This window comes from Chiayiivirga flava (assembly GCF_014202825.1).
GTDB lineage: Bacteria > Pseudomonadota > Gammaproteobacteria > Xanthomonadales > Xanthomonadaceae > Chiayiivirga > Chiayiivirga flava.
The window spans coordinates 271,238-297,008 of sequence record NZ_JACHHP010000003.1 but is presented as its reverse complement, the minus strand read 5'-3'; the positions used below and the strand labels follow the sequence as shown (position 1 = coordinate 297,008).

The window sequence follows — 25,771 nt, the reverse complement described above, 5'->3', positions numbered from 1 at the left end:
GAGAACGTGCTCAGCACTGCTTGGTGGTCTGCAGCGACAGCACCGAAGGCGGCGCCACGAATGTGTCCGGATCGGACTGCTGCCAGAACACCTTGAACACGGCGTGGTCGGAGGTTCCGTCGATGAGCCCGCCCGGGCGCACCCAGGCGTAGAGCGCGGCGAGCGAACGCACCTCGTTCGACGACACGCGCTGCACGATGTGTTCGGGCCCCAGTTGCGACGGGTGCGTCAGTCCGGCGGCGGCCAGGAGTTCCTTGAAGGCGAGCAGCGTGTTTTCGTGGAAGCGGTGCACGCGCTGCGACTTGTCCGGCACGTCGAGCGCACGCTGGCGTGTCTCGTTCTGCGTCGCGATGCCCGTCGGGCATCGGTCCGTGTGGCAGCTCTGCGACTGGATGCAGCCCAGCGCGAACATGAAGCCGCGACCCGCGTTGCACCAGTCGGCACCCAGCGCGATGGTGCGCGCGAGATCGAACGCGGTGACGATGCGGCCGGCCGCGCCGATGCGGATCTTGCCGCGCAGATTGAGCCCGACCAGCGTGTTGTGCACCAGCATCAGCGCCTCGCGAAGCGGCGCGCCGACGTGGTCGGTGAATTCCAGCGGCGCCGCGCCGGTGCCGCCCTCGCCGCCGTCGACGACGATGAAGTCCGGCAGGACGCCGCTGCGGTGCATGGCCTTGGCGATCGCGAACCATTCCCACGGATGTCCGATCGCAAGTTTGATGCCCACCGGCTTGCCGCCCGAGGCCTCGCGCAGCGTCTGCACGAAGTCGAGCAGTCCCGCGGGCGTGTCGAAGGCCGAATGGCGCGCCGGCGAATTGCAGTCCTGCCCGACCGGCACGCCGCGCGCGGCGGCGATTTCCGGCGACACCTTCACCCCCGGCAGCACGCCGCCGTGGCCCGGCTTGGCGCCCTGCGAGAGCTTGATCTCGATCATCTTCACCTGCTCGGACAAGGCATTGGCCTTGAACCGCTCGAGACTGAAGGTGCCGTCGTCGTTGCGGCAGCCGAAGTAGCCCGAGCCGATCTCCCATACCAGGTCGCCGCCGCGTTCGCGGTGCCAGCGCGAGATCGAGCCCTCGCCGGTGTCGTGATAGAAGTTGCCGCGCTTGGCGCCTTCGTTGAGCGCGAGGATGGCGTTGGCCGAGAGCGAGCCGAAGCTCATCGCGGAGATGTTGAACACGCTGGCCGAATACGGCTGCGTGCAGCGCTCGCCGCCGATGGTGAGGCGGAAATCGTGCGAATCGATGCGCGCCGGCGCGATGGAATGGTTGATCCACTCGTACTCCGGCGCGTAGACATCGAACTGCGTGCCGAACGGACGCTTGTCGAGCGCGTTTTTCGCGCGTTGATAGACGATCGAACGCTGCGCCCGCGAAAACGGATTGGCCTGGTGGTCTTCCTCGATGAAGTACTGGCGGATCTCCGGCCCGATCGATTCGAGGAAGTAGCGCAGGTGCGCGAGGATCGGGTAGTTGCGCCGCAACGTGCTGCGCCGCTGCAGCAGGTCCCAGATCCCCACGATGCTCAGCGCCGCGCTCACGGCGAACAGCGTGAGCCAGCCCCAGTGCGGCGCCCAGCCGCCGAGCCCCAGCATCAGCAGCGAACCGGCGAGGCCCGCAAGGGCCAGGACGAAGGCGGAGTAGCGTGAAGGCAGCATGGGCTCGGGTCCGGTGCGGAAGTCGCGACGCCAACACGCGACGACGTGCGGCGGAGTCCGAGTCTAGTGGCCCGCCCGCCGCGCCGCACCCGCAGAAGGCGTGTCCGGCCTGACTGCGGAGCTAGGAAATTTCGTAGCGGCGCGCGGTCGAATTCCGATGGGAGCCGCGGCAGGCCTGCGTCATCGTGGACGCCGCACCCGAGGATTCCGCCCATGCCGCGCAACGCCGCCATCGCCCGCACCGCCGACATCGGCGCAAAGCCGGTCCCCCGCACCGTGGCCGTGAGCCTGCACCACCCCGACTCGATCGCGGCCTGGGACGCGCTGGTGCTGCGCTGCGGCGGCGCGCAGGCCGCATTCGAGGCACTGGTGCTGCTGCCGGCCGCACTCGAGGCCGCAGGCATCGATGCCGAGGTCTGGCTGCGCGGACGCGGCCTGCGCTGAGCGGAGCCCGGCAGGTGAGAGATTCCTGCCGCTTGCGACAGTACGGGGACGAGCTCCTGTCCGGCCCGCCGCATGCCGCTGTTCCTGGTCGCCAAATCCCGCCGCACCAACGGCCACTTCGAAGTGCACTGCGCCGATTGCCCGGCCGCGCCGCCACCGCCGCACTCGCACTACCTGGGATCGTTCCCGAGCGCAGCACGCGCGATCTGCGACGCACGCGTGCTCTATCCGCGCTGCGAAGGCTGCGAGCAGTGCTGCGCCGCAGACGCGTTGCCGGACGAGGAACCGGATCGACCACGACGACACGCGTTGTCGGGCGCATAGCCACGGCGTGCAACGCGCACGCTGCGCAGCGCGCCGCGCCCTCACGCGACGGAAGCGAAGCAACGGCTGCACCGCAGGCGCGTCGTGCAAGCTCGCTGTTCGTTGCCTTGACAGGAATCGGCACCCAATCAAGAAATCAATTCAAAGCATTGGTTTTTTATGTTTTTTTACGCGACTAGTTGACGCTCAACGATAGCGGAGAACCGTGGAGTCCCCATGCATCACCTGATGGACGAGCCTGAGGGGCCCTTTCTCGTCAGGTTCCATCACACCGTAGGTACGGGCGTCAGTCCATACGAGTACGACGAGCTTTATCGCCGCGTACTTCTCAATGGCATCTCCGGTATCCCAAAGATATTCCTTGACACAAACTTCTGGGTTTGGCTGCGCGACGCGCGCGAAGATGGATCCAGTGAGCGAGACAGTCTGCTAAGGCGGCTACGGGCAGGCGCCAGGGAACGACGGCTAACGTGCGTGTTGCACGGTGGCACATTCACCGAATTTGCGAAACAGCAGAACTTGGCGAAGCTACACGCCATTGCGGCCATTGCCGATGAGCTTTGCGAAGGAGTGTGCCTGACGAGCACTGAGGAACAGCGGCTGATCGAAGCGTGGTCATTCGCTAGTGAGGCACTGCGGGTGCCATTCGATGGTCAGGTTGGCCGCTGGACTCACGTGGGTCAAATGTTCAAGTCGACTTATCCTGACATTGACTTGCCGATGACGGCGCTGACAAGAGACGTGCTCTACAAGTGTGTCTCAGACGCTGCACACACAACTTCGCTCACTCGACTGATAAGCGACCTGGGCGATCTTTCATGTTTCGCAGAATCAATTGACGCCCGAACAGTTGCCACAGTGGAAAGGCTGAAGAAAGATAGCAAGGCGAAGGGGCTCAAACGCTCGACTTCCAGAGTCATCGCTTTTCGAGTTGCGCTGGAGAAAGACTACGCAGCTGCCTTCGAGTCTCAAATGAAGCGGCACTACGAAGCGATTGGTGCAAAGACAAGTCCTCATGACATCAACCGCTGGGTTGGCGACATCATTGATAGAGCAGTTGATGAGTTCAGGGTGGGCAAGCTCGGTGGGCACCTAGCCTCCGCAGCAATCTTCGCGGATCTGTTTGCCCTTTACGAAGTAGGCGATCCGCATCGGAGTCTCACGCCCAATGATTGGGATGACTGGGACCATGCGGCGTCGGCACTTCCACACTGCGACGCCTTCTTCACCGAGGCACACCTTGCGAGTCAACTGAATCAGCCGAACGGCTGCGCCGCGCGATATCAGTGCAAGGTAGCCGGCAGCATAAGAGCAGCGCTCGCCGCGCTCGACGCGATGGGACTATGAGGCGCACAGCGAGCACTGTAGGGGCGCCGGCGTCGGCAGCCAGATTCGCGATCAAGCGTCGCGTTCGGGCAGATTTCTGAGTTTTTTATGGTGCCCGGAGCGGGGATCGAACCCGCATACCCTTGCGGATGAGGGATTTTAAGTCCCTTGCGTCTACCAGTTTCGCCATCCGGGCGCGGTGGCAGTCTAGCAAGCCGACGCAGGGCGACGGGACGGAGCGGATCGGCGACCGGCCGGAGCGGATCAACCGTCGGACGCGAGTGGTCCGGCGACGCGGTGCATCGTGCGGCGTTGCGATTCTTCACTGTGGCGGGCAGGCATGCGCGCGCCGTTGCGGCGATCGATCGCCTATGCTGGCGGCGCGAATCCTCGCACCCCAGGATCACATCATGCGCACCGTTCTGCTTGCCCTGTCGCTTTTCGCCCTGCCGGCCGTGAGCCACGCCTACAGCTTCACCATCACCAACAGCTCGAGCAGCCGCATCACCGGGGTGGAAGTGTCCGAGGATGGGCGGTCGTGGGGCTACTTCGACATCGGTCGCGGCATTCCGGCCGGAACGTCGACCGAGGTGGTGTGGGATTCGAGCACGGACGATTCGGGTTGCGAATGGCAGGTGCGCGCCACGTTCGCGGACGAGTCGGTGTCCGACCCGACCTCGTTCGATTTCTGCGAGGAAGATCTCGAAATCGAGTTCGACGACTGACGCACGGCGTTCGACGCATGGCGGCGCGCTGCGGCGCGTCGTCAGCGTCGTCATGCCCTTTCGCTCCGCTGCGTGTGTGCCCGCAACGGCGAACCGTTGCAGTCGCCGGCATCGCGCCGCAGAGGCGCAGCCCGGTCCGGCCAATCTCCGATGCCGAAAACGCCCCCATCGCACGACACCATCGGCACGGCCCCCGCACCATGGCGGCAGCTGGTGCTGGTCTGCGGCAAATGCATGAAGCGGCAGGACCGCGACACGCTGCGCGGCGATCTGAAACGCGCACTGCGCCGCGCGGGCGTGCACGAGATCCGCGTCGCCGTCGTCGGCTGTCTCGACCTGTGCCCCGACGAAGGCGTGACGCTGGCGCTGGGCGCGGAGATCGGCCGCGCCGTACCGGGTCTGCGCGTGTTGCCGAACGATGCGCCTGTCGAGACGCTGCTGCCGCTGCTCACGCCGCCGTAGGATCTCAGGCGTTGGCGATGCGCAGCAGTTCGTCGGCATGACACGGACCGTCGAGCGGACACCAGCAGGCAAGATTGCGACCGCGCAGCTCGCGCCGGATCGCCTCGCGCAGGTCCGCCTGCCCGGGTGCCGCGACGAAGGCGCGGAAGCGCGCCACGGCCTCCGCACGCGCTGCCGCGGACGCGGCCGGGAACGGATTTCCCCAGCGCGTGGAACGGTCGACCTTCACCGTGTCGGGCGGCATGCGCCAGCCGCGGCTGCGACGCAACTGCACTCGAACGGGCATGGACGACATGGAGGTGGATTCCGGTGCGGGGGCGACCTTCGAGGCGGACAACAAAAAACCCGCCGCGGCGGGTTTGCTGTCTGTCGCTGGAGGCCTGGGTCGGAATCGAACCGGCGTACACGGCTTTGCAGGCCGCTGCATGACCACTCTGCCACCAGGCCGGTGACGTGCGGACCGATTCCCCGGTCCGAAAACACGAAACCCCGGCGTACCGGGGTCTCGACTTGAAGCGCGCCGACATCGAGCACATCGGCATGAATCTGGAGCGGGAAACGAGACTCGAACTCGCGACCCCGACCTTGGCAAGGTCGTGCTCTACCAACTGAGCTATTCCCGCGTTGAGCCGTCCATTTTACGTTTCTGGCGAACGATGTCAACAGATCGCCGGTGCGATGTCGTCTCCAAGCTCATGCGTCGCGGCGGCCGCCGCCGGAACCGCCGCCGGTCCTGGCATGGTCGCCGCGCATCGCAGGCCACGCGGCGCGCAGGTAGGCGAGCGCGGACCACAGCGTGAGCACGGCGGCCACGGCCAGCAGGCCTTCGCCGATGCGGAAGATCGGCAGGCCCAGCAACGGCTCGCGGTAGAGCAGCATCACCAGCGCCACCATCTGCACGATGGTCTTGATCTTGCCGATGGCGGCCACGCGCACGCGCGAGGTCTGGCCGATCTCGGCCATCCACTCGCGCAATGCCGAGATCGTGATCTCGCGTCCGATGATCACCGCCGCGATCAGCGCCATGAACAGCGTCGGGTGGCCCTGCACGATGAGGATGAGCGCGGTGGCGACGGCGAGCTTGTCGGCGACCGGGTCGAGGAAGGCGCCGAAGGCCGAGTACATGTGCCACTTGCGCGCGATCCAGCCGTCGAGCCAGTCGGTGATGGCACCGAGCGCGAAGACGAAGGCCGCGGCGAAGTTGGTCCACGGATACGGCAGATAGAACACCACCACCAGCACCGGGATCAGCAGGATGCGGAACAGCGTCAGCAGCGTCGGAATGGTCAGCGTCACGCGGGTCTATTCCTCGGGCAATCCGTGCAGTGCGAGGTAGATGCGGCGTGCGAGGGCGGCATTGATGCCTTCGACGCGGGCGATTTCCTCGGCGCCGGCGCGCTTGAGCGCAGCAAGACCGCCGAAATGTTTGAGCAGCATAGCGCGTCGACGGGCGCCGATGCCCGGAATATCTTCGAGCCGACTGCGTTCGCGCGTCTTCGCGCGACGCCCGCGATGGCCGGTGATGGCGAAGCGGTGCGCTTCGTCGCGCACCTGCTGGATCAGGTGCAGGCCTGGGGAATCCGGCCCGGGGCGCAGTTCCGAACCGTCCGGGCGGATCAGGCTCTCGTGCCCCGCGCGCCGCTCCACGCCCTTGGCCACGCCGACCAGTTCCACCCCGGCGATGCCCAGCTCCTGCAGCACGTCGACGGCCTGTGCGAGCTGCCCCTTGCCGCCGTCGATCAGCAGCAGGTCCGGCAACACGCCGTCGTCCTGGGCGCGCCGGAAGCGGCGCTCCAGGGCCTGTCGCATCGCGGCGAAGTCGTCGCCGCCGGTGATGCCGGCGATGTTGTAGCGGCGGTACTGCGCGCGCACCGGGCCCTCGGCGTCGAACACCACGCACGAGGCGACGGTGGCCTCGCCCATGGTGTGGCTGATGTCGAAACATTCGATGCGCTGCGGCGGCGCATCCATCGCCAGCAGGTCCTGCAGCGACGCGACGCGCGCGCGCTGCGTGGCGCTGCTGCCGATCTGCGCGGCAAGCGCGAGGCGCGCGTTCTGCATCGCAAGGTCGAGATAACGCGCGCGCTCGGCCCGCACCGCGGTCTTGATCTGCACCTTCGCGCCGACCTGCTCGGTGAATACCTGCTCGATCAGTGCCTGGTCGGCGATGGCGTGGCTGAGCACGATCTCGCGCGGCGGGCGCTGTTCGAAGTAGTACTGCGTGACGAACGCGCCGAGCACTTCGCCGATGTCCTCCACGCCGTTGGTGCGCGGAAAGAAGTTGCGCGTGCCCAGGTTCATGCCGTTGCGGAAGCTCAGCAGCACGATGCAGGCCATGCCCTGCTCCATCGTGCAGGCGAGCAGGTCCATGTCGGCGCGGTCGCCGTCCACGTACTGGCGCGCCTGCATCTTGCGCAGGCCGACCACTTGGTCGCGCAGGCGCGCGGCCTGCTCGAAATCGAGCGCGGCGCTGGCGCGCTCCATCGCCTCGCCCAGTTCCTTCACCAGCGCATCGTTGTTGCCGTCGAGGAACAGCTGCGTGCGGCGCACGCTGTCGCGGTAGTCGGCGGGATCGACGAGGTTCACGCACGGCGCGCTGCAGCGCCGGATCTGGTACTGCAGGCACGGCCGGCTGCGGTTGCGGAACACCGTGTCCTCGCACGAGCGCAGGCGGAAGAGCTTGTGGATGGTGTTGAGCGTGTCGCGCACCGCCCAGGCGCTCGGGAACGGGCCGAAGAAGCGGCCCGGCAGCGAGCGCGTGCCGCGGTAGAACGCGATGCGTGGCACGGCATCGGTGGTGGTGAGGTAGATGTACGGGTAGCTCTTGTCGTCGCGCAGCAGCACGTTGTAGCGCGGCTTGAGCGATTTGATCAGCTGGTTCTCCAGCAGCAGCGCCTCGCCTTCGGTGCGCGTCACCGTGACTTCCATGCGCGCCACCTGCGCCAGCATCGCGCGCGTGCGCGGGCCGCGCTCGGCCACGTTGAAGTAGCTCGCGACGCGCTTCTTCAGCGACGAGGCCTTGCCGACATACAGCACGCTGTCGTCGGCGGCGATCATGCGATACACGCCCGGCGCGTTGGTGAGCGCACGGGCGAACTCCTTGCCGTCGAAGCCCGCGGCCTCGTCCCCTGCCCTCATTCGCCGACCGGCAATCGACGCACGCTGCCGGACTCGGGTTCGAAACGCACCACCTCGTGCGCGCCGGCGCACGCGATCCACAGCACGCCGTCGCCCGCGGCCACGGCGGCGGGCTGGTGCAGGCGGTAGGGAATGTCGGCGCGGGTCAGGTCGCCGCCGCCCAGGCGCAGCGAGCGCACGCAGTCGTTGTAGGCGTCCGCGATCCACAGCACCGGCGCCGAGGGGTCGAGCGCGAGCCCGAGCGGGTACTGCATGCGTGCCGTGGCGCGGCTGCCGTCCTCGTTGCCGAATTCGAACGGGCCCTGCCCGATCAGCGTCTGCACGGTGCCGTTGCCAAGATGCAGGCTGCGCAAGGCGGAACCGGCCGAATCGGTGATGTAGAGGGTCTGCTGCACCAGCGCCAGGCCCGCGGGTTGCGCGAACGCGGCGGTGGCGCCGGCACCGTCGGCGAGCGCGAGACGGCCCGATCCGGCCGCGGCACGGAAGCTGCGCCGGGCAAGATCGTATTCCCAGATCTGCTGGCTGCCGGCCATTGCGATGAACAGGCGCTCGGGGCTGCCGGTGACGTCCCACGGCGCGTTCAGCACGATGTCTTCCGGCCGCGCCTCGCTGCTGGGCTGCGGCAGGCCCGCGCTGCCGTTGCCGGCGAGGGTGTCGACGTCGCCGTCGAGCAGGCGGATGCGGCGCAGCGCGTGGTTGCCGGCGTCGGCGACGTAGAGCATGTCGCGCACCAGCGCGAGGCCGCGCGGCGACTGGAAACTCGCTTCGCTGCTGCCGCCGTCGAGAAACCCCGGATTGCCCGAGCCGAACTGGCGCAGGATGCGTCCGTCGAGATTGCATTCGAGGATGCGATGGTGGCCGGTGTCGGCCACGTACAGATGGCTGGACGCGAGCGCCAGGCCCGACGGAAACCGCAGCGGCATGCTCGGCTCGGGGCGCGCCTGCGCGGCGACGGTGTCGTCGTGGGCGCCGTAGACGCGCAGGCCGCGGTCGCCGGCATCGTCGAGCAGCTGCGTGATGCGCGCTTCGAGTTCGCCGCGGCGCAGGTCGCCGGCGACGATCTCGACGAGCTGCCCCTGCGGATCGATCAGCGCCACCGACGGCCAGGCACGCACGCCGTAGTGCTGCCAGGTGACGAAGTCCGGGTCGTTCGCCACCGGAAACCGCAGACGCAGGCGATTGACGGCCTTGATCACCGTGCGCTGGTCGCGCTCGGCCTCGAATTTGGGCGTGTGGATGCCGAGCACGGTGAGGCCGTCGGAAAACCGGCCCTGCAGCACGCGCAGGTCGTCGAGCAGATTGTGGCAATACGCCGAACCCGCGCTCCAGAAGCCGAGCGCCACGACGCGACCGCGCAGCGTCGCGATCCGCGGGCCGGGCGCGTTGATCCAGTCCAGGCCATCGGACAGCTCGGGAGCGAGCGCGACATCGTTCATGCAGGCAATCACCGCGTACGGCGCAGACGCCGGTGTGACCGCATTATGACGCCATGCCACGCCGTTTGAGCAGGGCGGCACGGCGCGCGCGGCGGTCCGGCCGCGCGGGCGTCGCGCGCACGCGGGTCGGCAGCCGCGTCAGGCCCAGCCGGCCAGCGTCAGCTTGCCGACGGTCCTGCCCGATTCGAGCCGGCGATGCGCCTCGCGCAGATTCGCCGCGTTGATCGGACTCAAGGTCTCGCGCTGGATGCCCTGCAGTTCGCCGGCGTCGATCAGTTCGGCCACACGCGCAAGGATGCGGCCCTGCTCGGCCATGTCGTGGGTGCGGAAGCGGGCGCGTGCGAACATCATTTCCCAGTGGATGCCGATGCACTTGGCCTTGTACGGATCGCCGATCTTCAGCGCGCCGGACGGTTCCACGATGAGTCCGACGTGGCCCTGCGGCATCAGCACCTCGCCGATCGTGTCCCAGTACGCATCGGTGTCGACGAGGTTGAGCACCGCATCCACCTGCGCGTGCCCGATCGCCGCCAGTTGCGGCGGCAGCGGATGGCGGTGGTCGATCACGTGGTGCGCGCCCAGCTGCCTGCACCAGTCCACGGTCTCCGGACGCGACGCCGTGGCGATGACAGTGAATCCCGCGCGGCGCGCCAGCTGGATCGCGATCGAACCCACGCCGCCGGCGCCGGCCAGCACCAGCAGAGTCTTGCCCTGCCCGCCGGCATCGGGCGAATACGGCATGCGCTGGAACAGCAGCTCCCACGCGGTGATCGCAACCAGCGGCAGTGCCGCGGCCTGCGCCGCGTCGAGCGACGCGGGCTTGAGCGCGGCCAGACGCTCGTCGACGAGCTGGTATTGCGCATTGCTCCCCGCGCGCGTGATGTCGCCGGCGTAGTACACGACATCGCCGGGCCGGAAACGCGAGACGGCGACGCCGACCGCATCGACCACGCCGGCCGCGTCGTAGCCGAGTACGCGCGGCGTGGCTTCCACCTGCGGCTTGCGCGCGCGTACCTTGGTGTCGACCGGATTCACCGACACGGCCAGCACGCGCACGCGCAGGTCGTGCGGCTCCGGCGTCGGCAGCGGAAGTTCCACGTCGAGCAGCGACTGCGGATCGTCGATCGGCAGATAACGCGTCAGTGCGACGGCCTTCATCGGGGTCTCCTGGATCGGCATCGGCTCAGACCGGCGGCGGATTGCGTTCGAAGCCGCGCTGGTGCCAGTACGGATAGGTGGGCGTCACCGCGCTTGCCGCGTCCAGCTGCGCGATGTGTTCGGGCGCGAGCGTCCAGCCGACCGCGCCCAGATTCTGCCGCAGCTGCTCCTCGTTGCGCGCGCCGATGACCACGGTCGACACCGTCGGACGCTGCAGCAGCCAGTTCAGCGCGATCTGGGGCACGGTCTTGCCGGTGTCCTGAGCGACCCGATCGAGCGCGTCGATCACGCGGTACAGGCGCTCGTCGTCCACCTGCGGGCCGAGGTTGCCGGTTTCGTGCAGGCGGCTGGTCGGCGGCAGCGGCGCGCCGCGACGCAGCTTGCCGGTGAGGCGGCCCCAGCCGAGCGGGCTCCACACCACCGCACCCACGCCCTGGTCCTGCGCCAGCGGCATCAGCTCCCACTCGTACTCGCGCCCGAGCAGCGAGTAGTAGGCCTGGTGCGCGACGTAACGCGTCCAGCCGTACCGGTCGGCCACCGCGAGCGACTTCATCAGCTGCCAGCCGGAAAAATTCGACACGCCGATGTAGCGCAGCTTGCCGGCCCGGACCAGATCGTCGAGCGTGGACAGCGTTTCTTCCACCGGAGTCTGCGCGTCGAAGCCATGCAGCTGGAAGAGGTCGATGTAGTCGGTGCCCAGGCGCGCGAGCGCGGCGTCGATGGCGCGGATCAGATGCCAGCGCGACGAACCGATGCTGTTGACGCCATCGTCGAAGCGGAACGAGGCCTTGGTCGAGATCAGCACCCGGTCGCGGCGTCCGCGGATCGCTTCGCCGAGGATGGTTTCCGAGGCCCCGGACGAATACACGTCGGCGCTGTCGAACATGGTGAGGCCGGCGTCGATGCAGATATCGAGCAGGCGACGCGCTTCGGCGGCGTCGGTGTTGCCCCATGCGCTGAACAGCGGGCCCTTGCCGCCGAACGTGCCGGTGCCGAGCGTGAGGGCCGGCACGCGGAAACCGGATGCGCCGAGAAAACGGTGGTCCATGATCGACTCCTTGCGGGAAACAGCGTGTGCGAGCCGCGCGGCGGGTGCCGCGGAGCGGAAGCCGCCACGATAGGCCTCGCGTTCCACGCGAAAAACACGCAGGATCGCGATTCACTTTCAACCGCTCGTTGACAATCATGGATCGCATCGGCGACATCGCGTTGTTCCTGCGGGTGCTGGACCTGGGGTCGATCAGTGCCGCGGCGCGCAGCCTGGATCTCTCGACCGCGGTCGCGAGCCAGCGCCTCAAGCGACTGGAAACGAGCCTGGGCGTGCGCCTGCTGCACCGGACCACGCGCCGACTGCACGCCACGCCCGAAGGCGCGCTGCTCGCCGAGCAGGGCCGCGGGCTGGTGCAGGATCTGGAATCGCTCGGCAGCGGGCTGCGCGACGCCGGCGCGGGCGTGGCCGGCACCTTGCGCGTGACGATGTCGGCGTCGTTCGGGCGGCAATACATCTCGCCGCTGCTGCCGCGCTTTCTCGCGCGCCATCCGCGCGTGCGCGTCAGCGTGCATCTGACCGACCAGGTGGTGGACCTGGTCAGCGAAGGCTTCGATCTGGCGATCCGCATCGGCGATCTGCACGATTCGAGCCTGGTGTCGCGCAGGCTTGCGCTGAACCGGCGCGTGCTGTGCGCATCGCCGTCCTATCTCGCCGCGCACGGCACCCCGGACTCGCCGCAGGATCTCACCCGGCACGAATGCCTGGTGCTGGTCGGCAGCGCCGGTCGCCACGACATGTGGCGGCTGCGTGCGCCCGACGGCGGCGGCGAGACCGTGGTGCGTGTGCGCGGCCGCTGCGAAAGCAACTACGGCGAACTGCTGCGCGACGCCGCCGTCGCCGGCCTTGGCATCGCGCTGCATTCCACCTGGCACGTGGGCGACGACCTGCGCGCCGGACGCCTGCGCATCGTGCTGCCGCAGCATCGTCCGCAGGACACCGGCATCCACGCCGTGATGCCGCAGCGCCGCCTGGTGCCTCCGCGGGTGCGCGCCTTCGTCGATTTCCTCGCGCAGGAGTTCGCCGACGAACCGGCGTGGGACCGCGACCTGCTGGTGCAGCTCGGCGTGCCGCCGCCGTCCGCGCACGCGTATCAGAGATAGGACGTGATCGCCGGTGCGGCGTCCTGCCTGTCGCGCAGGCCGTCTTCGTGGATCAGCGGCGCGGCGGCGAGCGTGGCCTCGTCCGTGTCGTCGAGGCAGGCGATGTTCACCGCCCAGAAATCGCCGCCCATCTGCGCGAGCACGCCGTGCGAGAACGGATGCACGCCGCAGTGGGGGCAGTAGTAGTGGTGAATGTCGCCCGGCGGCCAGTGCGACGGCGTCGGCAGGTATTCGCGCAACGTGTCGCGGCCGTGCGTGAGCGTCAGCGCGTCGAAGGCGGCGAAGGATTTCTGGTAGCCGGTCTTGCGGCAGAAACTGCAGTTGCACTTGCGGATGCCGCCGTCGAAGTCCAGTTCGACGGCAAAGGCGATCGCCTTGCAGTGGCAGGAGCCGTGGTAGGTGCGGCGCATCGGCGTGGTTCCTCGCCGGGCGGTTGCCGCCCGGACTGTCGCAGTGTGCAGGCAGGGCCCGTCTCCCGCGTCGGGAGACGGGGGAATCGACGCCGCCGGCTACTGGATCACGCCGCAGGCGATGCGGCCGCCGGCATCGCCGGTGGGCTGGGTTTTGTAGTCGTCGGCCTTCTCGTGGACGATCACGGCCTTGCCCAGCACATCCGTCGGTGCGCCGTCGGAGAGCGTGGCACGGTCGGCGCGGGCATCGACCTGACCGACGCCGTTGGCATCGGCGGTGACCGCGAAGATGTCGCCGACGTGATGCTCCTCGCTCGCCGGATCGCCGTGCGATTTGCCGTCCGGGTTGAAGTGGCCGCCGGCGCTGCTGCCGTCCGGTGCGCTGCAGTCGCCGTTTTCGTGGATGTGGAAGCCGTGCGTGCTGTTGGGCGTGAGGCCTTCGATGGTGCCGTGCAGGCGCACGCCCGGGGTCTTGCCGTCGCTTTCGAGCACGAGGCCGCCGGAAGCGGTCTGGTTCTGCGTGGGCTTGAGCTCGACGCGCGCCTGCGGCATGGCGCCTGCGGTTCCTGCCGGTGCGAGCGTGGTTGCGGGCGTGGTTGCGGGTGTGGCTGCGGGCGTCGTGGCAGCCGGCGTGCCCGGCGCCGGCGCGGCGGGGGTGGCGGCTGGCGCGGGCGCGGCGGTCGGCGCGGGCGGCTCGGCGGGGGTCTGGCGGTCGCACCCGGCGGCGGACAGCGCAAGCGCGACGGCGAGGAACAGGGATGTACGCATGGGAATCTCCGTGACGGCGGGCGGGATGGGGCGACAGGTCCTGCATCGGACGGGCCAACGGCATGCGGTGCGGGCGCAGGCAGCCGAAGGCATGGCGCGATCCCGAGGGTAGCGGCGCTTCGCCGACGATCACAAGCCGAGCGGCGGCGTCGCAGGCGCGCGATGCGACGTGCAATCTGCGGCACATTCGCGCAAGCCCGACGCAAATCGCCCGGAAACCGCGCGGAAAATCGCCTGTCCGCGAAGCGTGCCCGCCGCCGATGCCGGACGCGCACGCCGTGCATGCCGTCCGAGCGATTGCAGGAGGGCGCGACGGACGATGGCGCAGACGGCCGCATGCGGAAGGGCGGTGCGAGCCGCGCGGCCGTGGCACGGAACCTGCTGCGGCGCGCGCAACCCCACTCGCGGAGCACCGGATGCATGCAGCGGACTGGATCGGCTGGAGCGCGTCGGCCGTGCTGGTGGTGACGCTGCTGCGGCAGGTGCAACTGCAGTGGCGCGATGGCCCGCAGGCGCGGCTGTCGTCGTGGTTGTTCGTGGGACAGATCGTCGCAAGTCTCGCCTTCGTGGTGTACAGCGTGCTGGTCGAGAACTGGGTGTTCGTCTTCACCAACGGCGTGCTCGTGATCACCGCCGTGCTCGGCCAGATCGGCCGCCTGCGTCAGGCCCGCCGTGACGCCGGCTGAGGCCGACGCCGTCGCCCCGGACGAAGCCCGCGTCGCGCGCATGGCCGGGCTGGTCTATGTGCGCGACAGCGATCCGGGGCTGCGTCGCCGCCGCGCCGGCAAGGGGTTCGCGTACCTCGATACGCACGGCCGCGCCGTACGCGACGCCGAGACGCTGGCGCGCATCCGCAAGCTCGCGATTCCGCCCGCGTACGTCGACGTGTGGATCAGCACCCACCCGCGCGCGCACCTGCAGGCCACGGGCCGCGATGCACGCGGCCGCAAGCAGTACCGCTATCACCCGCAATGGCGCCGCGTGCGCGACCGCGACAAGTACGCGACGATGGCCGGCTTCGCCGCCGCCCTGCCCGCGCTGCGCCGCCGCCTCGCACGCGACCTGAAACTGCCGGGCCTGCCGCGCGAGAAGGTGCTGGCCGCCGCGGTGTCGGTGATGGCCGACACCTCGATCCGCGTGGGCAACAGCGAATACGCGCGCAGCAACGGCTCGTTCGGCCTCACCACGCTGCGCTCGCGCCACGTCGGCATCCTGCGCGGCAACCGCGTGAAACTGCGGTTCCGCGGCAAGGGCGGGCTGGTGCGCGAGTGCCTGATCGACGATCCGCGCGTGGTGAAGCTGATCCGCCGCTGCCATCCCCTGCCCGGCCAGGCGCTGTTCCAGTACTGCGTCGACGGCGATTGCTACGAGCCGATCGATTCGTCGATGGTCAACGATTACCTGCGCGAGGTCATGGGCGGCGACTACACCGCGAAGGACTTCCGCACCTGGCGCGCCACGCGCGGCGCGCTCGAAGCGCTGGCGCGCACGCCGCTGCCCACGCCCGCGAGCGAACGCGCCCTCAAGTCCATCGAACTGGGCGTGGTCCGCGAGATCGCCGCGCAGCTGGGCAACACGCCGGCGGTGGCGCGCAATTCCTACATCGATCCGATCGTGTTTTCGGCGTGGCGCAGCGGTGCGTTGCAGCGCAGCTTTTCCGCCACGGCACCGCGCACGTCGCTGCAGGTCGAACGCTGGGCCGAACGCTTCCTGCGCCGGGCCCGACGCGGCCGGTGACCGCGCGCCTGCGCGTCAGGCACCGAAGACATCCGCGATGAACTCCAGCACCGCCGACAGCGCGTCGCCCGCGACGTCGGACACATCTGCGCCGTCGGTCTCGCCGCCCGTATCGCGTCCGGGTCGGCGCGCCGGGCGCGTCGCAACGCGGTCGATGGCATCGGCGCTGCCGGACTCGAGTTCGTCGAGCAGCGCCTCGGCGAGTCGCTCGGCAGGATCGTCCTCGCCGCGTGCGCGGCGCAGGATGTGGGCCAGTTCGCCGCGATCGAGCCACAGACCGTGGCACCGGGCGCACAGGTCCAACTCGATGCCGTCGGCGTCCACCGCGCGCAGCGACGTGCCGTCGTCCGGGCAGCACAGCGCGGTGGCGTCGGTGGCGGCGCGCGCCGGCCAGCGCGGGGCATTGCCGACCACCGTCGCCACGACGGTGCCGGGCAGCCACAGGCCGTCGCAGGTCTCGCAACGCCAGGTGTCCGCCGCATCGATGCGATGACGCATCAGCGCGAGCGCATGGCGCGGGCAGGCGTGGTGCATGGCGTGGCCCGTGCGGCGTCGACCGGCGAGGACGCGCCTCGGCGCCGCGCCGGTCGCCCCGCTACGCCTCCGGCCCCGTCGGTGCCGGCGCGCCGCCGCAGTAGGTGTGGCGCAGTTCGAGCGCCGCCGGCATCAGCTGCTGCAGACGCTCGATGCGCGTGGCGCCGCTGGGATGCGACGACATGAACTCGGGCGGTGCCTGGCCACCGCTGGCCTGCCCCATGCGCTCCCACAGGCCGACGGCTTCGCGCGGATCGAAGCACGCGGCCGCGGCCAGCATCAGGCCCACTTCGTCGGCTTCGGATTCGTGGTCGCGCGAAAACGGCAGCAGCAGGCCGTACTGCGCGCCGGCGCCGAGTGCGGCCATCACCATGCGCTGCTGCTCCGGCGGCATGTCGCCCACCGCCACGCCGGCCGCGATCGAACCGATCTGCGCGAGCTTCTGCTGCGCCATGCGTTCGCCGCCGTGGCGCAGCAGCGCGTGCGCGATCTCGTGGCCCATGATGGCCGCGAGTGCATCGCCGTTCTGCGCGATCGGCACGATGCCGGTGTAGACCGCCATCTTTCCGCCCGGCAGGCAGAACGCGTTGGCCTGCTCGGACTCGATCACGCTCACGTCCCAGTCGAACGCATCCCACTGCGTCGACGGCTGCGCACCGCGTGCGGCGGCAAGATCGTTCTCCACGCGCGGCGCGACGTTCACGAGGCGCGTCATGATCTCGCGCACCTGGCCGGGCAGCGCACCGGTGGTGACCACGTTCGACTGCGCCAGCACTTCCTCGTACGCCTGCAGGCCGAGCGCCGCTTCCTGTTCGACCGAACTGTCGATGAGCTGGCTGCGCCCGGTGAACGCGGCATCCTGCTGGTTCGAGATCCAGTAGTAGCCGGCGTAGAGTGCGAACAGCAGCAGCACCCACCAGCGAAAGCCTCCGCGGCGGCGCGGCGCGCCCTGTGCCGCTGCGGGAGAACGACGACCGAACGGGCCCATGGCAGCATCCTCCGACAGTGCGCCCGCGGTCCGGGCGCAGGGATGGTAGCGGAGTGCGGACGCGCTGCGTGAAGCGCGACACGCGGTCGGCGCGCGGCGCGCTAACGTCGTCCTAACGGCGATCGTGCAGCGTGCCGCGACGTGGAATCGCCGACCGTGCGACGCGCCGCGCGACGCGCAGCTGTACCGCCCACAACATCAGCGTTTTCAGATGCTTGCCGAGCAATAGAGATTGGCACGCGGCGTGCTATATCTCCCGTGAAGCCCGACGGCTTCCACGTGAAGCCACGGCTTCGACGTCCACTCATGGATCGATTTGGAGGTTTCCCATGCGCAAGATTCCCGCCACCCTGTTCGCTTCGGCCATCGCCCTTGCCTTCGCCGCGTCCGCCAACGCGCAGACCACCCCCGTCGGCGAGCCGCAGCCGGTGATGGATCCGACCCAGACCACGACCGTGCAGCCGACGTTCGACGAGCTCGACGTCAACAAGGACGGCACGATTTCGCAGTCGGAGATCCCTGCCGAGCATGAGCTCAACACTCTGTTCGCGAGCTACGACGCCGATCAGAGCGAGTCGCTGAGCCGCACCGAGTTCGACTCCTACGCGACCGGCGATCAGGAAGAAGAGGCCGAGTAACTCCGCAACCCCCGACCCGTCCCGGCGCGATCGGCCCTCCCCACCCCACGATCGCGTCCGGCACCACACCAACGGTGTCGCAAGGACAAATGTCGGGCCCGGGCCCGGACGGTGCAAACCGTCCGGGCCCGTTCTTTTGTGCGGCGTGGCCGGATGCGTCGACGACGCGCTACTCCCGCACTGCAGCATTCGGTACCATCGCTGCATGAGCGTCGGACTCCTCCTTGTCGCACACCCCGGTGTCGCGAGCCAGTACGGCGCGCTGATCGAACGGCTGCTCGGGCGCCTGCCCCTGCGCCTGGAAATCTTCGAACTTGCCTTCGACGAACCGCTGGACGCGGCACTGCCGCGCGCCAGCGCAGCGCTGCGGCGCGCCGACGGCGGCGACGGCGTGCTGATCCTCACCGACGTCTACGGCGCCTCGCCGAGCAATCTCGCCGCCAGGCTCACCCAGCTCGGCACGCCGTCGCGTCGCGTCGCGGGGATGAACCTGCCGATGGTGCTGCGCGTGTGCAATTATCCGGACCTGAGCCTGGACCAGCTCGCACAGACCGCCGTCTCGGGCGGCAAGACCGGAGTCATCCTCGACCATGCTTGAGCGCGAATTGCCCATCGTCAACAAGCTCGGCCTGCATGCGCGCGCGGCGGCCAAGCTGGTGCAGCTGCTGTCGGGGCATCGCGCCAACGCCACCCTCGCCTGCCGCGGACGCGAGGTCAACGCGAAAAGCATCATGGGGGTGATGCTGCTGGCCGCCGCGCACGGCACGAAGGTGGTGCTGCGCGTGGACGGTCCGGACGAGGCCGATGCGCTCGACGCCGCCACGGCGCTGTTCGCACGCGGTTTCGACGAAGAGGGATGACGCGCGGATGCGGCTGGAGTTCACCGGCGCGGTCGCGTCGCGGGGCCTTGCCATCGGGCGGGCGCGGGTGCGCGAACCGCACGCGCTGGACCTTGGCGAACAGAGCATCGCGGCCGACGCCGTCGACAGCGAAATCGACCGGCTGCATCGGGCCCTGGAATCCACGCGCGCCGAACTCGGACGCATGCGCGAACAGCTGCAGGGCGCGCTGGCGCAGGAACTCGGCGAGTTCCTCGATCTGCACGCGCTGATCCTCGACGACCCCGAGCTCATCGGCGGTCTCGACAAGCTGATCCGCACCGCACGCTATTCGGCCGGCTACGCGCTGAAGCTGCAGCGCGACCGCATCGCGGCGGTGTTCGACGCGATGGACGATCCGTACATGCGCAGCCGGCGCGAGGATCTGGACCACGTGATCGGCCGCGTCTACGCCGCGCTGCACCGCGACGGCGGCGGCGAGATCGACGCCGCGCACGGCCTCGCCGGCGAGGTGCTGGTGTGCGACACGGTGGCGCCCGCGGAGCTGGCGCAACTGGTGGAGAGCGGTTGCGTTGCGGTGGTGGCGGCACAGGGCAGCCCGCTGTCGCACAGCGCGATCCTCGCGCGCAGCCTGCACCTGCCGCTGGTGGTGGGCGCACACCAGGCGCTGCAGCACGTCAACGACGGCGACACGCTGCTGGTGGACGCCAGCAGCGGCCGCGTCGTGGTGGAACCGGGCCCGGCCGACCTCAAGGACTTCGCCCGGCTGCGGCGCGGCGAGCAGCGCGAACAGCGTGCGTTGCAGCGGCTGCGCAGCGCGCCGTCGCGCACGGTCGATGGCGTGGAGATCAACCTGCACGCCAACGCCGAGTCGCGCGAGGACGTGGCCGAAGCGTTTCGCCTCGGCGCCGCGGGTGTCGGACTGTATCGCACCGAATTCCTGTTCCTGCAGCGGCGCGAGCTGCCGACCGAGGACGAGCAGTTCGCCGCGTACCGCGACCTCGTGCTCGGCATGAACGGCCGGCCGGTGACGCTGCGCACGCTCGATCTGGGCGCCGACAAGGCCGACGCCAGCGGCGTGTCGCTGGCACGCGAACCCAACCCGGCGCTGGGCCTGCGCGGCGTGCGCCTGTCGCTCGCACGGCCGGCGCTGTTCCGCACCCAGATGCGCGCGATGCTGCGGGCCTCGGGTTACGGCTTCGTGCGCATCCTCGTGCCGATGGTGACCTGCCGCGAGGAGATGCTGCAGGTCCGCGCGCTCGCGGTGGACTGCGCGCGTGACCTGCGCACCGAAGGTTTCGAGATCGCCGACCATCTGGATATCGGGGCGATGATCGAGGTCCCGGCGGCCGCGCTGGCCCTGCCGACCATGATCGACACGATGGATTTCGTCTCGATCGGCACCAACGATCTGGTGCAGTACCTGCTCGCCGCCGACCGCGGCAACGACGCGGTGGCCGACATCGCCTCGCCGCTGCATCCGGCCGTCCTGCGCGTGCTGCACGATGTGATCGCGACCGGCCGACGCTGCGGAAAACCGGTGGCCGTGTGCGGCGAGCTGGCCGGCGACATCCGCTACACGCGCGTGCTGCTGGCGCTGGGCCTGACCGACTTCAGCATGCATCCGGGCACCATGCTGGAGGTGCGCAACGCGGTGCGCGGCTGCGAGCACGCCGCCTTGCGCAAGCGCAGCGCGGCGCTGCTGCGGGCGCGCGATCGCGACGCCATTCTCGCGGTGCTCGCGCGCCTGGACTGAGCATCGGTTTTGCCTGCGGGGCGCGGCGTCGGGTAAGGTGCAGACCCCCGCGGCGCCGATGCCGGGGATCCAGAAGCACATGCCGACCGGCGCAGGGGTGTCGCCGGGCACCGACCAGCCCTGTGTCCCGGGAACGGACTTGATCGACGATATCGCACGCCTCCCAACTGCAGACCTTGCCGCCGATGTCTGCGTCGTCGGCGCCGGCCCTGCCGGCATCACGCTCGCGCTCGAACTCGCCCGCCGCCGGCCCGACTGGCGCGTCCTGCTGCTCGAAGGCGGCGGACGCTCGACGCCGGACGAGCGCGAACTGGAGCTGTACCGGGCCGAGGTCGGGCCGCAGCGCTACGCCATCGAGGCATCGCGCCGGCGCATGCTCGGCGGCACGTCCGGCCACTGGGGCGGCTGGTGCAAACCGTTCGATGCCACCGATTTCGAGGTGCCGTCGGCCTGGTCGACACCGGGCTGGCCGTTCGGGCCGGAGACGATCGCGCCCTACCTCGACGCCGCGCATCGCTGGCTCGAGATTCCCGCCACCGATTACGACGTGGCCGCGCTGTCGCAACGCCATCCCGGCGCCTGCCTGGCGCTGCCGGACGATGCCGCGGTGGCGCAGCGGCTGTTCCGCTTCAGTCCGCCGACGCGCTTCGGCACGCGGTACGAGGACGACCTGCACCGCCAGTCCAACCTCACCTGCCTGCTGCATGCCAACCTCGTGGCGCTGCGGCGCGAGGGCGACCGCATCGTCTCGGCCACGGTCAAACCGCTCGACGGCGCGACCCGCACGGTGCGCGCGACGCAGTTCGTGCTCGCGCTCGGTGGCCTGGAGACCACCCGGCATCTGCTCAATCTGCGCGGTGCGGGCAGCGACGACGGCGTCGGCCTGCACTCGCCGCATCTGGGCCGCGGCTTCGCCGACCACTACGGCGTGCGGCCGGGCCTGCTGCTGGCGCCGGCCGGCCTGCGCTACGGCCGCTTCGGCGACGACGGCGTGCCGGTGATGCCGGTGCTGGCACCGCACGCCGACCGCATCCGCGACGGCAGCTTCCAGAACGTCTGCATGATGCTCGATCCGCAGCCGAAGCCCGAACCGCTGCTGGCGCGGTACGGCGGCCAGCGCGCGCTCGGCTTTTCGCCAGGCGAGTACTGGCACTACGCCGTGCAGGCCATCGTCGAGCCGCGCCCGCACGAGGACAGCCGCGTCACGCTGGTGGACGAACGTTGCGCGCTCGGACTGCGTCGCCTGCGCCTGGACTGGCATCTGCACGAGAGCGACATCGCTTCGGCACTGGCCTTCTTCGACGAAACCGGCCGCACGCTCGCACGCCTCGGGCTCGGACGCTCGCGTCGCACGGTGCAGGACAGCCCGGCGCTGCGCGCCGGCGTGCTGGGCGCCAACCATCATCTGGGCACGGTGCGGTTCGCGCGCGACGAACGCGACGGCGTCGCCGACCCGCACGGCCGCATCTTCGATCTTTCCAATCTGCACGTGGCCAGCAGCGCGCTGTTTCCGCGCCACGGCTATTCCAATCCGACACTCACGCTGGTGGCGCTGTCGGTGCGCATGGCCGAACGCCTGGCCGGGCAAACGGCGGGAGAGACCGCATGATCACCCGTCGCGATACCTTCGTCGCCGCGCTCGCCGCGGGCGGCACCGCGGTCGCCTTCGTGCTGCCGTGGCAACGGCTGGGCTCGCTTGTGTCGGGCAGCCGGCAGGCGGCGACCGGGCTCGGGACGGGCTTCGACGCCATGCTCGGCGCACTCGACGGCACGGCCGAGGTCGGACAGGCCTGGCTGTCGAGCCAGGAGCAGGCATGGACCGCATCCACGCTCGCGCAGGCGCTCGACACGCGCATCGGCCCGCTCGCGGGCGAGACGGCGCAGGTCGAGACGCGGATCGCCGCAGCGATCGCCGCGGATTTCGCCGACGCGGCGCTGTGCCAGATCGAGGGCTGGCAACTGAGCCGCACCGAATGCGAACTGGCGGGCCTGCGCTGGCTCGCGCTCGGCGACGCGCCTGCGACGGTAATCGACGAGGAACCGGCGCCGAAGACCCCGACGGATGCGGATGCACCGGCGATCGCGCAGATCACCGCATGGGGACCGCAATCGACCGAACAGGACATGCCGTTCAACCTGCAGCCCGACGGCCACAGCGGGCTCTGGTTCCAGGCCCAGGGCGTGCCGAGCTGGGCGGTGGTGCGCATCGACGGCGTCGCCGCACCGACGCAGGTGCAGGAAAGCGGATTCACCTCGGGCCTGTTCGGCGAACAGCAGACACGCATCCTGGCCCGACCCGGGCGGTATCCGATCGAGCTCTACGACCCGATGCGCGAAGTCGCGCAGCCGATCGGCGAACTGGTGGTGCGCGAACGCGCCGAGCGCGTGCAACGCGCCGACGGCAGCCGCTCGGAGGTGTTCTGCGCCGTCACCGGCTGGGGACCGACCTCCACGCGCGCCGGCATCGCGGCCAATCCGCTGCCGGACGGATCGCTCGGGCTGTGGTTCCAGCTTGCCTGCGCGCCGCGCCGCGTGCAGTTGCGCTTCGGCGACGACCGCCTGCGCGCCACGCGCGGCGACACCGCCGTCACCGCGCGCGTGCCGCTGGCGCTGATCGAATCGCCGCGCGTGGTGCCGCTGTTCCTGCGCGACGTCGAGACCGGCGAGGAGTTGGCCGTGGGCGACTTCCACATCCTCGACCCGGCGACGCCGTGAACCGCAACACGCTCAAGGCGATGGTGCTGCCGGCGGTGGCGGCGCTGCCCGCCGCGCTGCGCGAGCCACTGCGTGCGATGTGGCGGCGACTGCCCGGTTACGACGCCGACACGCACTCGGCCGCCGAACCGCCGCCTGCGTCGGACAGCGATCCCGCGCCCGAGACCGCCGCTGCAACTGCGGATGCGGTCGCGGCTCCCGCGAGCTGCGCGGGCGAGGCCGCAGCGCCGGCCGTGGATATCCCCACCGAGAGCGGCGAGACCTCGGACACCGCCGACACCGCCGACACCGCCGCAGCGCCACCAAGCTACGAAGACCGCATCGCACAGGAAACCCGCATTTTCGCCGATCAGGTGCAGGTGCACGACCTGCCGCCGATCTTCCACTACTGGTCGAATGCCTACCTGCGTCCGATGCTGCAGGCGTTCGACTGCGAACACCCCGAGGATTTCCTCGCGCATCATCTGTTTCTCTCGGCGCGGCACACCGGCGCCGCCGCGCCGCGCTTCGTGAGCCTTGGCTGCGGCAACTGCGATGCCGAGATCCGCATCGCGCAGGCCCTGGTGCGGCGCGGCCTGACGCAATTCACCTTCGAGTGCATGGACATCAATCCGGCCATGCTCGAACGCGGCGCGGCGCTGGCCCATGAAGCCGGGCTCGAAGGCCGCGTGCTGCCGGTGCAGGGCGACTTCAACCGCTGGACGCCCGAGGGCCGCTACGACGGCATCATGGCCAACCAGAGCCTGCACCACGTGCTCGAGCTGGAGGCGCTGTTCGATGCGGTGCGTGCGGCGCTGCAGCCGCAGGCGCGCTTCGTCGTGTCCGACATGATCGGCCGCAATGGCCACCAGCGCTGGCCGGAGGCCGCCGCGATCGTGCGCGAGTTCTGGGAGCAGTTGCCGCCGTCGTATCGCTACAACCTGCAGCTGCAGCGGCAGGAGGACGACTTCCTCGACTGGGACTGTTCGGTGGAAGGCTTCGAGGGCGTGCGCGCGCAGGACGTGCTGCCGCTGCTGCTGGAGCGGTTCGGCGTGGAGGTGTTCCTCGGATTCGGCAACATCATCGATCCGTTCATCGACCGCGGGTTCGGCCACCATTTCGATGCCGGGCACGTCTTCGACCGCCACTTCATCGACCGCGTGCATGCGCGCGACGAGGCCGAGATGCAGGCCGGCCGCATCACCCCCACGCACATGCTGGCGGTGTTTGCCCTGCAGCGCGACATCGCATGCGCGCACCGTCCCGGGCTTGCGCCGCAGACGTCGGTGCGGGACGCGTCCATCGGCGCGGCGTGAGCGAGTTCGAGATCGTCATCGCGGTGCTGTGCGCACTGGCGCTGGCGGCGCCGCGCGTGCGCACGCTGCGGCGGCGGCCGCGCGTGGCGGCGCTGCCCGTCGTCGAGGGCGCGCAACCGGCGGCGCCCGGTCGCTACCGCAGCCTGGCCGATGCGATGGCCGGACCCGGCGACAACCTCCTGCTGCTGCGCATGCTCGCGGCATCGCTCGTGCTGTACGCGCACAGCCATGCGATCAGCGGCATGCCCGGCGCGGTCGACCTGATCACGCGCAGCGGTGTGGGCGTCTATGCCGGCAGCATCGCGGTCTACGTGTTTTTCGTGATCAGCGGGTTCCTCGTCACCGGCAGCTGGCTGCGGCGGCGCGAACTGGGCGCGTTCCTCGCGGCGCGTGCGCTGCGCATCGTGCCCGGGTATGCGGCGTGCCTCGTCCTGTCGGCGCTGGTGCTCGGGGCCGCGGTCACCACGCTGGACCGCGGCGCGTATTTCTCGCATGCCGAGACCTGGCGCTACATCACCCACAACCTGCGCTTCCCGATCGACATGCAATGGACCTTGCCGGGCGTGTTCGAGACGCACCCGCGCCGCTCGGTCAACGGCTCGCTGTGGACGCTGCCGGCGGAGGTGCGCGTGTACGCGTGGCTGGCCGTGCTCGGCGCGCTCGGGCTGCTGGCGCGGGCGCGCTTTGCGCTGCCGGCGCTGCTGCTGCTGGCACTGGTCGCGCAGCTGTGGCCCGGATCGCTGCCGCTGCTGCGGCTCGAACCGTTCCTGCCGATGGCGGGCGCGTTCGCGCTCGGCGCCGTGGCGTGGCTGCTGCGACAATCGCTGCCGCTGAACGCGTGGATCCTCGCCGCGCTGATCGGCATCGCATGGCTGCTGCACGGCACCGACTGGTACCTGCACGCCTTCCTTCCGGCGCTGGCCTACGGCGCATTGTGGTTCGGGTACGTGCCGCGGCACCTGCTCTGGTTCAACCGCGCCGGCGACTATTCGTACGGCCTGTATCTGTGGGCATTCCCGATGCAGCAGCTCGCGGTGCACCTGTTCGGCGCCCCGACGCCGACGCAGATCACCCTGTTCGCGTTCCCGGCCGCGCTGCTGCTTGCGATCGCCTCGTGGCATCTGGTCGAACGGCCGATGCTGCGCCTGCGACGTCGTCCCGCGCGCACGGTTGCCGAGCCGGCAGCGACCACCGCCACGCCGTCGCGCTGATCGCGCACGCGTCGCTGGCGCGGCGCACGATGCAGCGCGGATAATGCCGCGCTACCCCG

General features: G+C 69.7%; 27 protein-coding genes and 3 tRNA genes. 16 read left to right on the top strand and 14 right to left on the bottom strand.

The window, feature by feature from the left end; genetic code table 11:
- Positions 1 to 10: 10 nt before the first annotated feature.
- Positions 11 to 1,657, bottom strand: coding sequence for an FMN-binding glutamate synthase family protein (locus tag HNQ52_RS09785; protein WP_425486489.1), 1,647 nt, complete (start codon positions 1,655 to 1,657; stop codon positions 11 to 13).
- A 213-nt stretch (positions 1,658 to 1,870) separates the two neighbouring features.
- On the opposite strand from HNQ52_RS09785, the gene HNQ52_RS09780 reads away from it, so the two are divergent.
- From HNQ52_RS09780 to HNQ52_RS09770, 3 genes are all read left to right on the top strand, one after another.
- Positions 1,871 to 2,101 carry a hypothetical protein gene (locus HNQ52_RS09780; protein WP_183960953.1) on the top strand — a complete coding sequence of 77 codons (231 nt, stop codon included), beginning with the start codon at positions 1,871 to 1,873 and terminating at the stop codon, positions 2,099 to 2,101.
- A gap of 72 nt (positions 2,102 to 2,173) precedes the next feature.
- The gene (locus HNQ52_RS09775; RefSeq protein WP_183960952.1) at positions 2,174 to 2,425 is read left to right on the top strand and encodes a hypothetical protein; all 252 of its coding nucleotides are present in this window, start codon (positions 2,174 to 2,176) and stop codon (positions 2,423 to 2,425) included.
- 216 nt (positions 2,426 to 2,641) lie between these two features.
- Positions 2,642 to 3,772 (top strand): hypothetical protein, encoded by a 1,131-nt coding sequence (locus HNQ52_RS09770; protein ID WP_183960951.1) that lies wholly within the window; start codon positions 2,642 to 2,644, stop codon positions 3,770 to 3,772.
- 88 nt (positions 3,773 to 3,860) lie between these two features.
- Here the strand turns inward: HNQ52_RS09770 and HNQ52_RS09765 are convergent.
- Positions 3,861 to 3,947 (bottom strand) — tRNA-Leu (locus HNQ52_RS09765).
- Between the two features lie 214 nt (positions 3,948 to 4,161).
- Between HNQ52_RS09765 and HNQ52_RS09760 the strand changes: the two genes are divergently transcribed.
- On the top strand, positions 4,162 to 4,476 hold the full coding sequence (locus HNQ52_RS09760) for a hypothetical protein (RefSeq protein WP_183960950.1): 315 nt from the start codon (positions 4,162 to 4,164) through the stop codon (positions 4,474 to 4,476).
- Positions 4,477 to 4,626: 150 nt separating this feature from the next.
- Complete coding sequence (locus tag HNQ52_RS09755) at positions 4,627 to 4,938, top strand: (2Fe-2S) ferredoxin domain-containing protein (protein ID WP_183960949.1); 312 nt, start codon at positions 4,627 to 4,629, stop codon at positions 4,936 to 4,938.
- 4 nt (positions 4,939 to 4,942) lie between these two features.
- Here the strand turns inward: HNQ52_RS09755 and HNQ52_RS09750 are convergent, their stop codons facing one another.
- From HNQ52_RS09750 to HNQ52_RS09715, 8 genes are all read right to left on the bottom strand, one after another.
- Entirely contained in the window at positions 4,943 to 5,224 is a 282-nt protein-coding gene (locus HNQ52_RS09750) for a DUF4326 domain-containing protein (RefSeq protein WP_183960948.1), read from the bottom strand.
- A gap of 87 nt (positions 5,225 to 5,311) precedes the next feature.
- A tRNA-Cys gene (locus tag HNQ52_RS09745) sits at positions 5,312 to 5,385 on the bottom strand.
- A gap of 100 nt (positions 5,386 to 5,485) precedes the next feature.
- Positions 5,486 to 5,561 (bottom strand) — tRNA-Gly (locus tag HNQ52_RS09740).
- Between the two features lie 70 nt (positions 5,562 to 5,631).
- The gene (gene pgsA, locus HNQ52_RS09735; protein ID WP_183960947.1) at positions 5,632 to 6,234 is read right to left on the bottom strand and encodes a CDP-diacylglycerol--glycerol-3-phosphate 3-phosphatidyltransferase; all 603 of its coding nucleotides are present in this window, start codon (positions 6,232 to 6,234) and stop codon (positions 5,632 to 5,634) included.
- 6 nt (positions 6,235 to 6,240) lie between these two features.
- Entirely contained in the window at positions 6,241 to 8,076 is a 1,836-nt protein-coding gene (uvrC, locus tag HNQ52_RS09730) for an excinuclease ABC subunit UvrC (protein ID WP_183960946.1), read from the bottom strand.
- Positions 8,073 to 9,512 (bottom strand): redoxin domain-containing protein, encoded by a 1,440-nt coding sequence (locus tag HNQ52_RS09725; protein ID WP_183960945.1) that lies wholly within the window; start codon positions 9,510 to 9,512, stop codon positions 8,073 to 8,075. The genes uvrC and HNQ52_RS09725 overlap by 4 nt, the downstream gene beginning before the upstream one ends.
- A gap of 138 nt (positions 9,513 to 9,650) precedes the next feature.
- Positions 9,651 to 10,670 carry a zinc-binding alcohol dehydrogenase family protein gene (locus HNQ52_RS09720; protein WP_183960944.1) on the bottom strand — a complete coding sequence of 340 codons (1,020 nt, stop codon included), beginning with the start codon at positions 10,668 to 10,670 and terminating at the stop codon, positions 9,651 to 9,653.
- Positions 10,671 to 10,695: 25 nt separating this feature from the next.
- Complete coding sequence (locus HNQ52_RS09715; RefSeq protein ID WP_183960943.1) at positions 10,696 to 11,718, bottom strand: aldo/keto reductase; 1,023 nt, start codon at positions 11,716 to 11,718, stop codon at positions 10,696 to 10,698.
- A 137-nt stretch (positions 11,719 to 11,855) separates the two neighbouring features.
- On the opposite strand from HNQ52_RS09715, the gene HNQ52_RS09710 reads away from it, so the two are divergent.
- Positions 11,856 to 12,821, top strand: a complete 966-nt coding sequence (locus tag HNQ52_RS09710; protein ID WP_183960942.1) for a LysR family transcriptional regulator — start codon at positions 11,856 to 11,858, stop codon at positions 12,819 to 12,821.
- On the opposite strand, the gene HNQ52_RS09705 is transcribed toward HNQ52_RS09710, so the two are convergent.
- Entirely contained in the window at positions 12,812 to 13,231 is a 420-nt protein-coding gene (locus HNQ52_RS09705; protein ID WP_183960941.1) for a GFA family protein, read from the bottom strand. The two genes, HNQ52_RS09710 and HNQ52_RS09705, sit on opposite strands and share 10 nt — an antisense overlap.
- A 99-nt stretch (positions 13,232 to 13,330) precedes the next feature.
- On the bottom strand, positions 13,331 to 13,999 hold the full coding sequence (locus tag HNQ52_RS09700) for a superoxide dismutase family protein (protein WP_183960940.1): 669 nt from the start codon (positions 13,997 to 13,999) through the stop codon (positions 13,331 to 13,333).
- Between the two features lie 416 nt (positions 14,000 to 14,415).
- On the opposite strand from HNQ52_RS09700, the gene HNQ52_RS09695 reads away from it, so the two are divergent.
- Positions 14,416 to 14,685, top strand: coding sequence for a hypothetical protein (locus HNQ52_RS09695; RefSeq protein WP_183960939.1), 270 nt, complete (start codon positions 14,416 to 14,418; stop codon positions 14,683 to 14,685).
- Entirely contained in the window at positions 14,672 to 15,736 is a 1,065-nt protein-coding gene (locus HNQ52_RS09690) for a DNA topoisomerase IB (RefSeq protein WP_425486488.1), read from the top strand. Before HNQ52_RS09695 ends, HNQ52_RS09690 begins: the two co-directional genes overlap by 14 nt.
- Before the next feature lie 15 nt (positions 15,737 to 15,751).
- Here the strand turns inward: HNQ52_RS09690 and HNQ52_RS09685 are convergent, their stop codons facing one another.
- The gene (locus HNQ52_RS09685) at positions 15,752 to 16,270 is read right to left on the bottom strand and encodes a TFIIB-type zinc ribbon-containing protein (protein ID WP_183960938.1); all 519 of its coding nucleotides are present in this window, start codon (positions 16,268 to 16,270) and stop codon (positions 15,752 to 15,754) included.
- 61 nt (positions 16,271 to 16,331) lie between these two features.
- A complete protein-coding gene (locus HNQ52_RS09680) occupies positions 16,332 to 17,258 on the bottom strand; it encodes a M48 family metallopeptidase (RefSeq protein ID WP_183960937.1) in 927 nt (308 codons plus the stop codon).
- A 329-nt stretch (positions 17,259 to 17,587) separates the two neighbouring features.
- Between HNQ52_RS09680 and HNQ52_RS09675 the strand changes: the two genes are divergently transcribed.
- From HNQ52_RS09675 to HNQ52_RS09640, 8 genes are all read left to right on the top strand, one after another.
- Positions 17,588 to 17,896, top strand: a complete 309-nt coding sequence (locus tag HNQ52_RS09675; protein ID WP_183960936.1) for an EF-hand domain-containing protein — start codon at positions 17,588 to 17,590, stop codon at positions 17,894 to 17,896.
- 205 nt (positions 17,897 to 18,101) lie between these two features.
- A complete protein-coding gene (locus HNQ52_RS09670; RefSeq protein ID WP_183960935.1) occupies positions 18,102 to 18,494 on the top strand; it encodes a PTS sugar transporter subunit IIA in 393 nt (130 codons plus the stop codon).
- The gene (locus HNQ52_RS09665; protein WP_183960934.1) at positions 18,487 to 18,756 is read left to right on the top strand and encodes an HPr family phosphocarrier protein; all 270 of its coding nucleotides are present in this window, start codon (positions 18,487 to 18,489) and stop codon (positions 18,754 to 18,756) included. Before HNQ52_RS09670 ends, HNQ52_RS09665 begins: the two co-directional genes overlap by 8 nt.
- Positions 18,757 to 18,763: 7 nt before the next feature.
- Positions 18,764 to 20,491, top strand: coding sequence for a phosphoenolpyruvate--protein phosphotransferase (ptsP, locus tag HNQ52_RS09660; RefSeq protein ID WP_183960933.1), 1,728 nt, complete (start codon positions 18,764 to 18,766; stop codon positions 20,489 to 20,491).
- 139 nt (positions 20,492 to 20,630) lie between these two features.
- Positions 20,631 to 22,100 (top strand): GMC oxidoreductase, encoded by a 1,470-nt coding sequence (locus HNQ52_RS09655; RefSeq protein WP_183960932.1) that lies wholly within the window; start codon positions 20,631 to 20,633, stop codon positions 22,098 to 22,100.
- Positions 22,097 to 23,206, top strand: a complete 1,110-nt coding sequence (locus tag HNQ52_RS09650) for a hypothetical protein (protein ID WP_183960931.1) — start codon at positions 22,097 to 22,099, stop codon at positions 23,204 to 23,206. Before HNQ52_RS09655 ends, HNQ52_RS09650 begins: the two co-directional genes overlap by 4 nt.
- Complete coding sequence (locus HNQ52_RS09645; protein ID WP_343059294.1) at positions 23,203 to 24,501, top strand: class I SAM-dependent methyltransferase; 1,299 nt, start codon at positions 23,203 to 23,205, stop codon at positions 24,499 to 24,501. The genes HNQ52_RS09650 and HNQ52_RS09645 overlap by 4 nt, the downstream gene beginning before the upstream one ends.
- Positions 24,498 to 25,712 carry an acyltransferase family protein gene (locus tag HNQ52_RS09640; RefSeq protein ID WP_183960930.1) on the top strand — a complete coding sequence of 405 codons (1,215 nt, stop codon included), beginning with the start codon at positions 24,498 to 24,500 and terminating at the stop codon, positions 25,710 to 25,712. Before HNQ52_RS09645 ends, HNQ52_RS09640 begins: the two co-directional genes overlap by 4 nt.
- Positions 25,713 to 25,771: the final 59 nt, after the last annotated feature.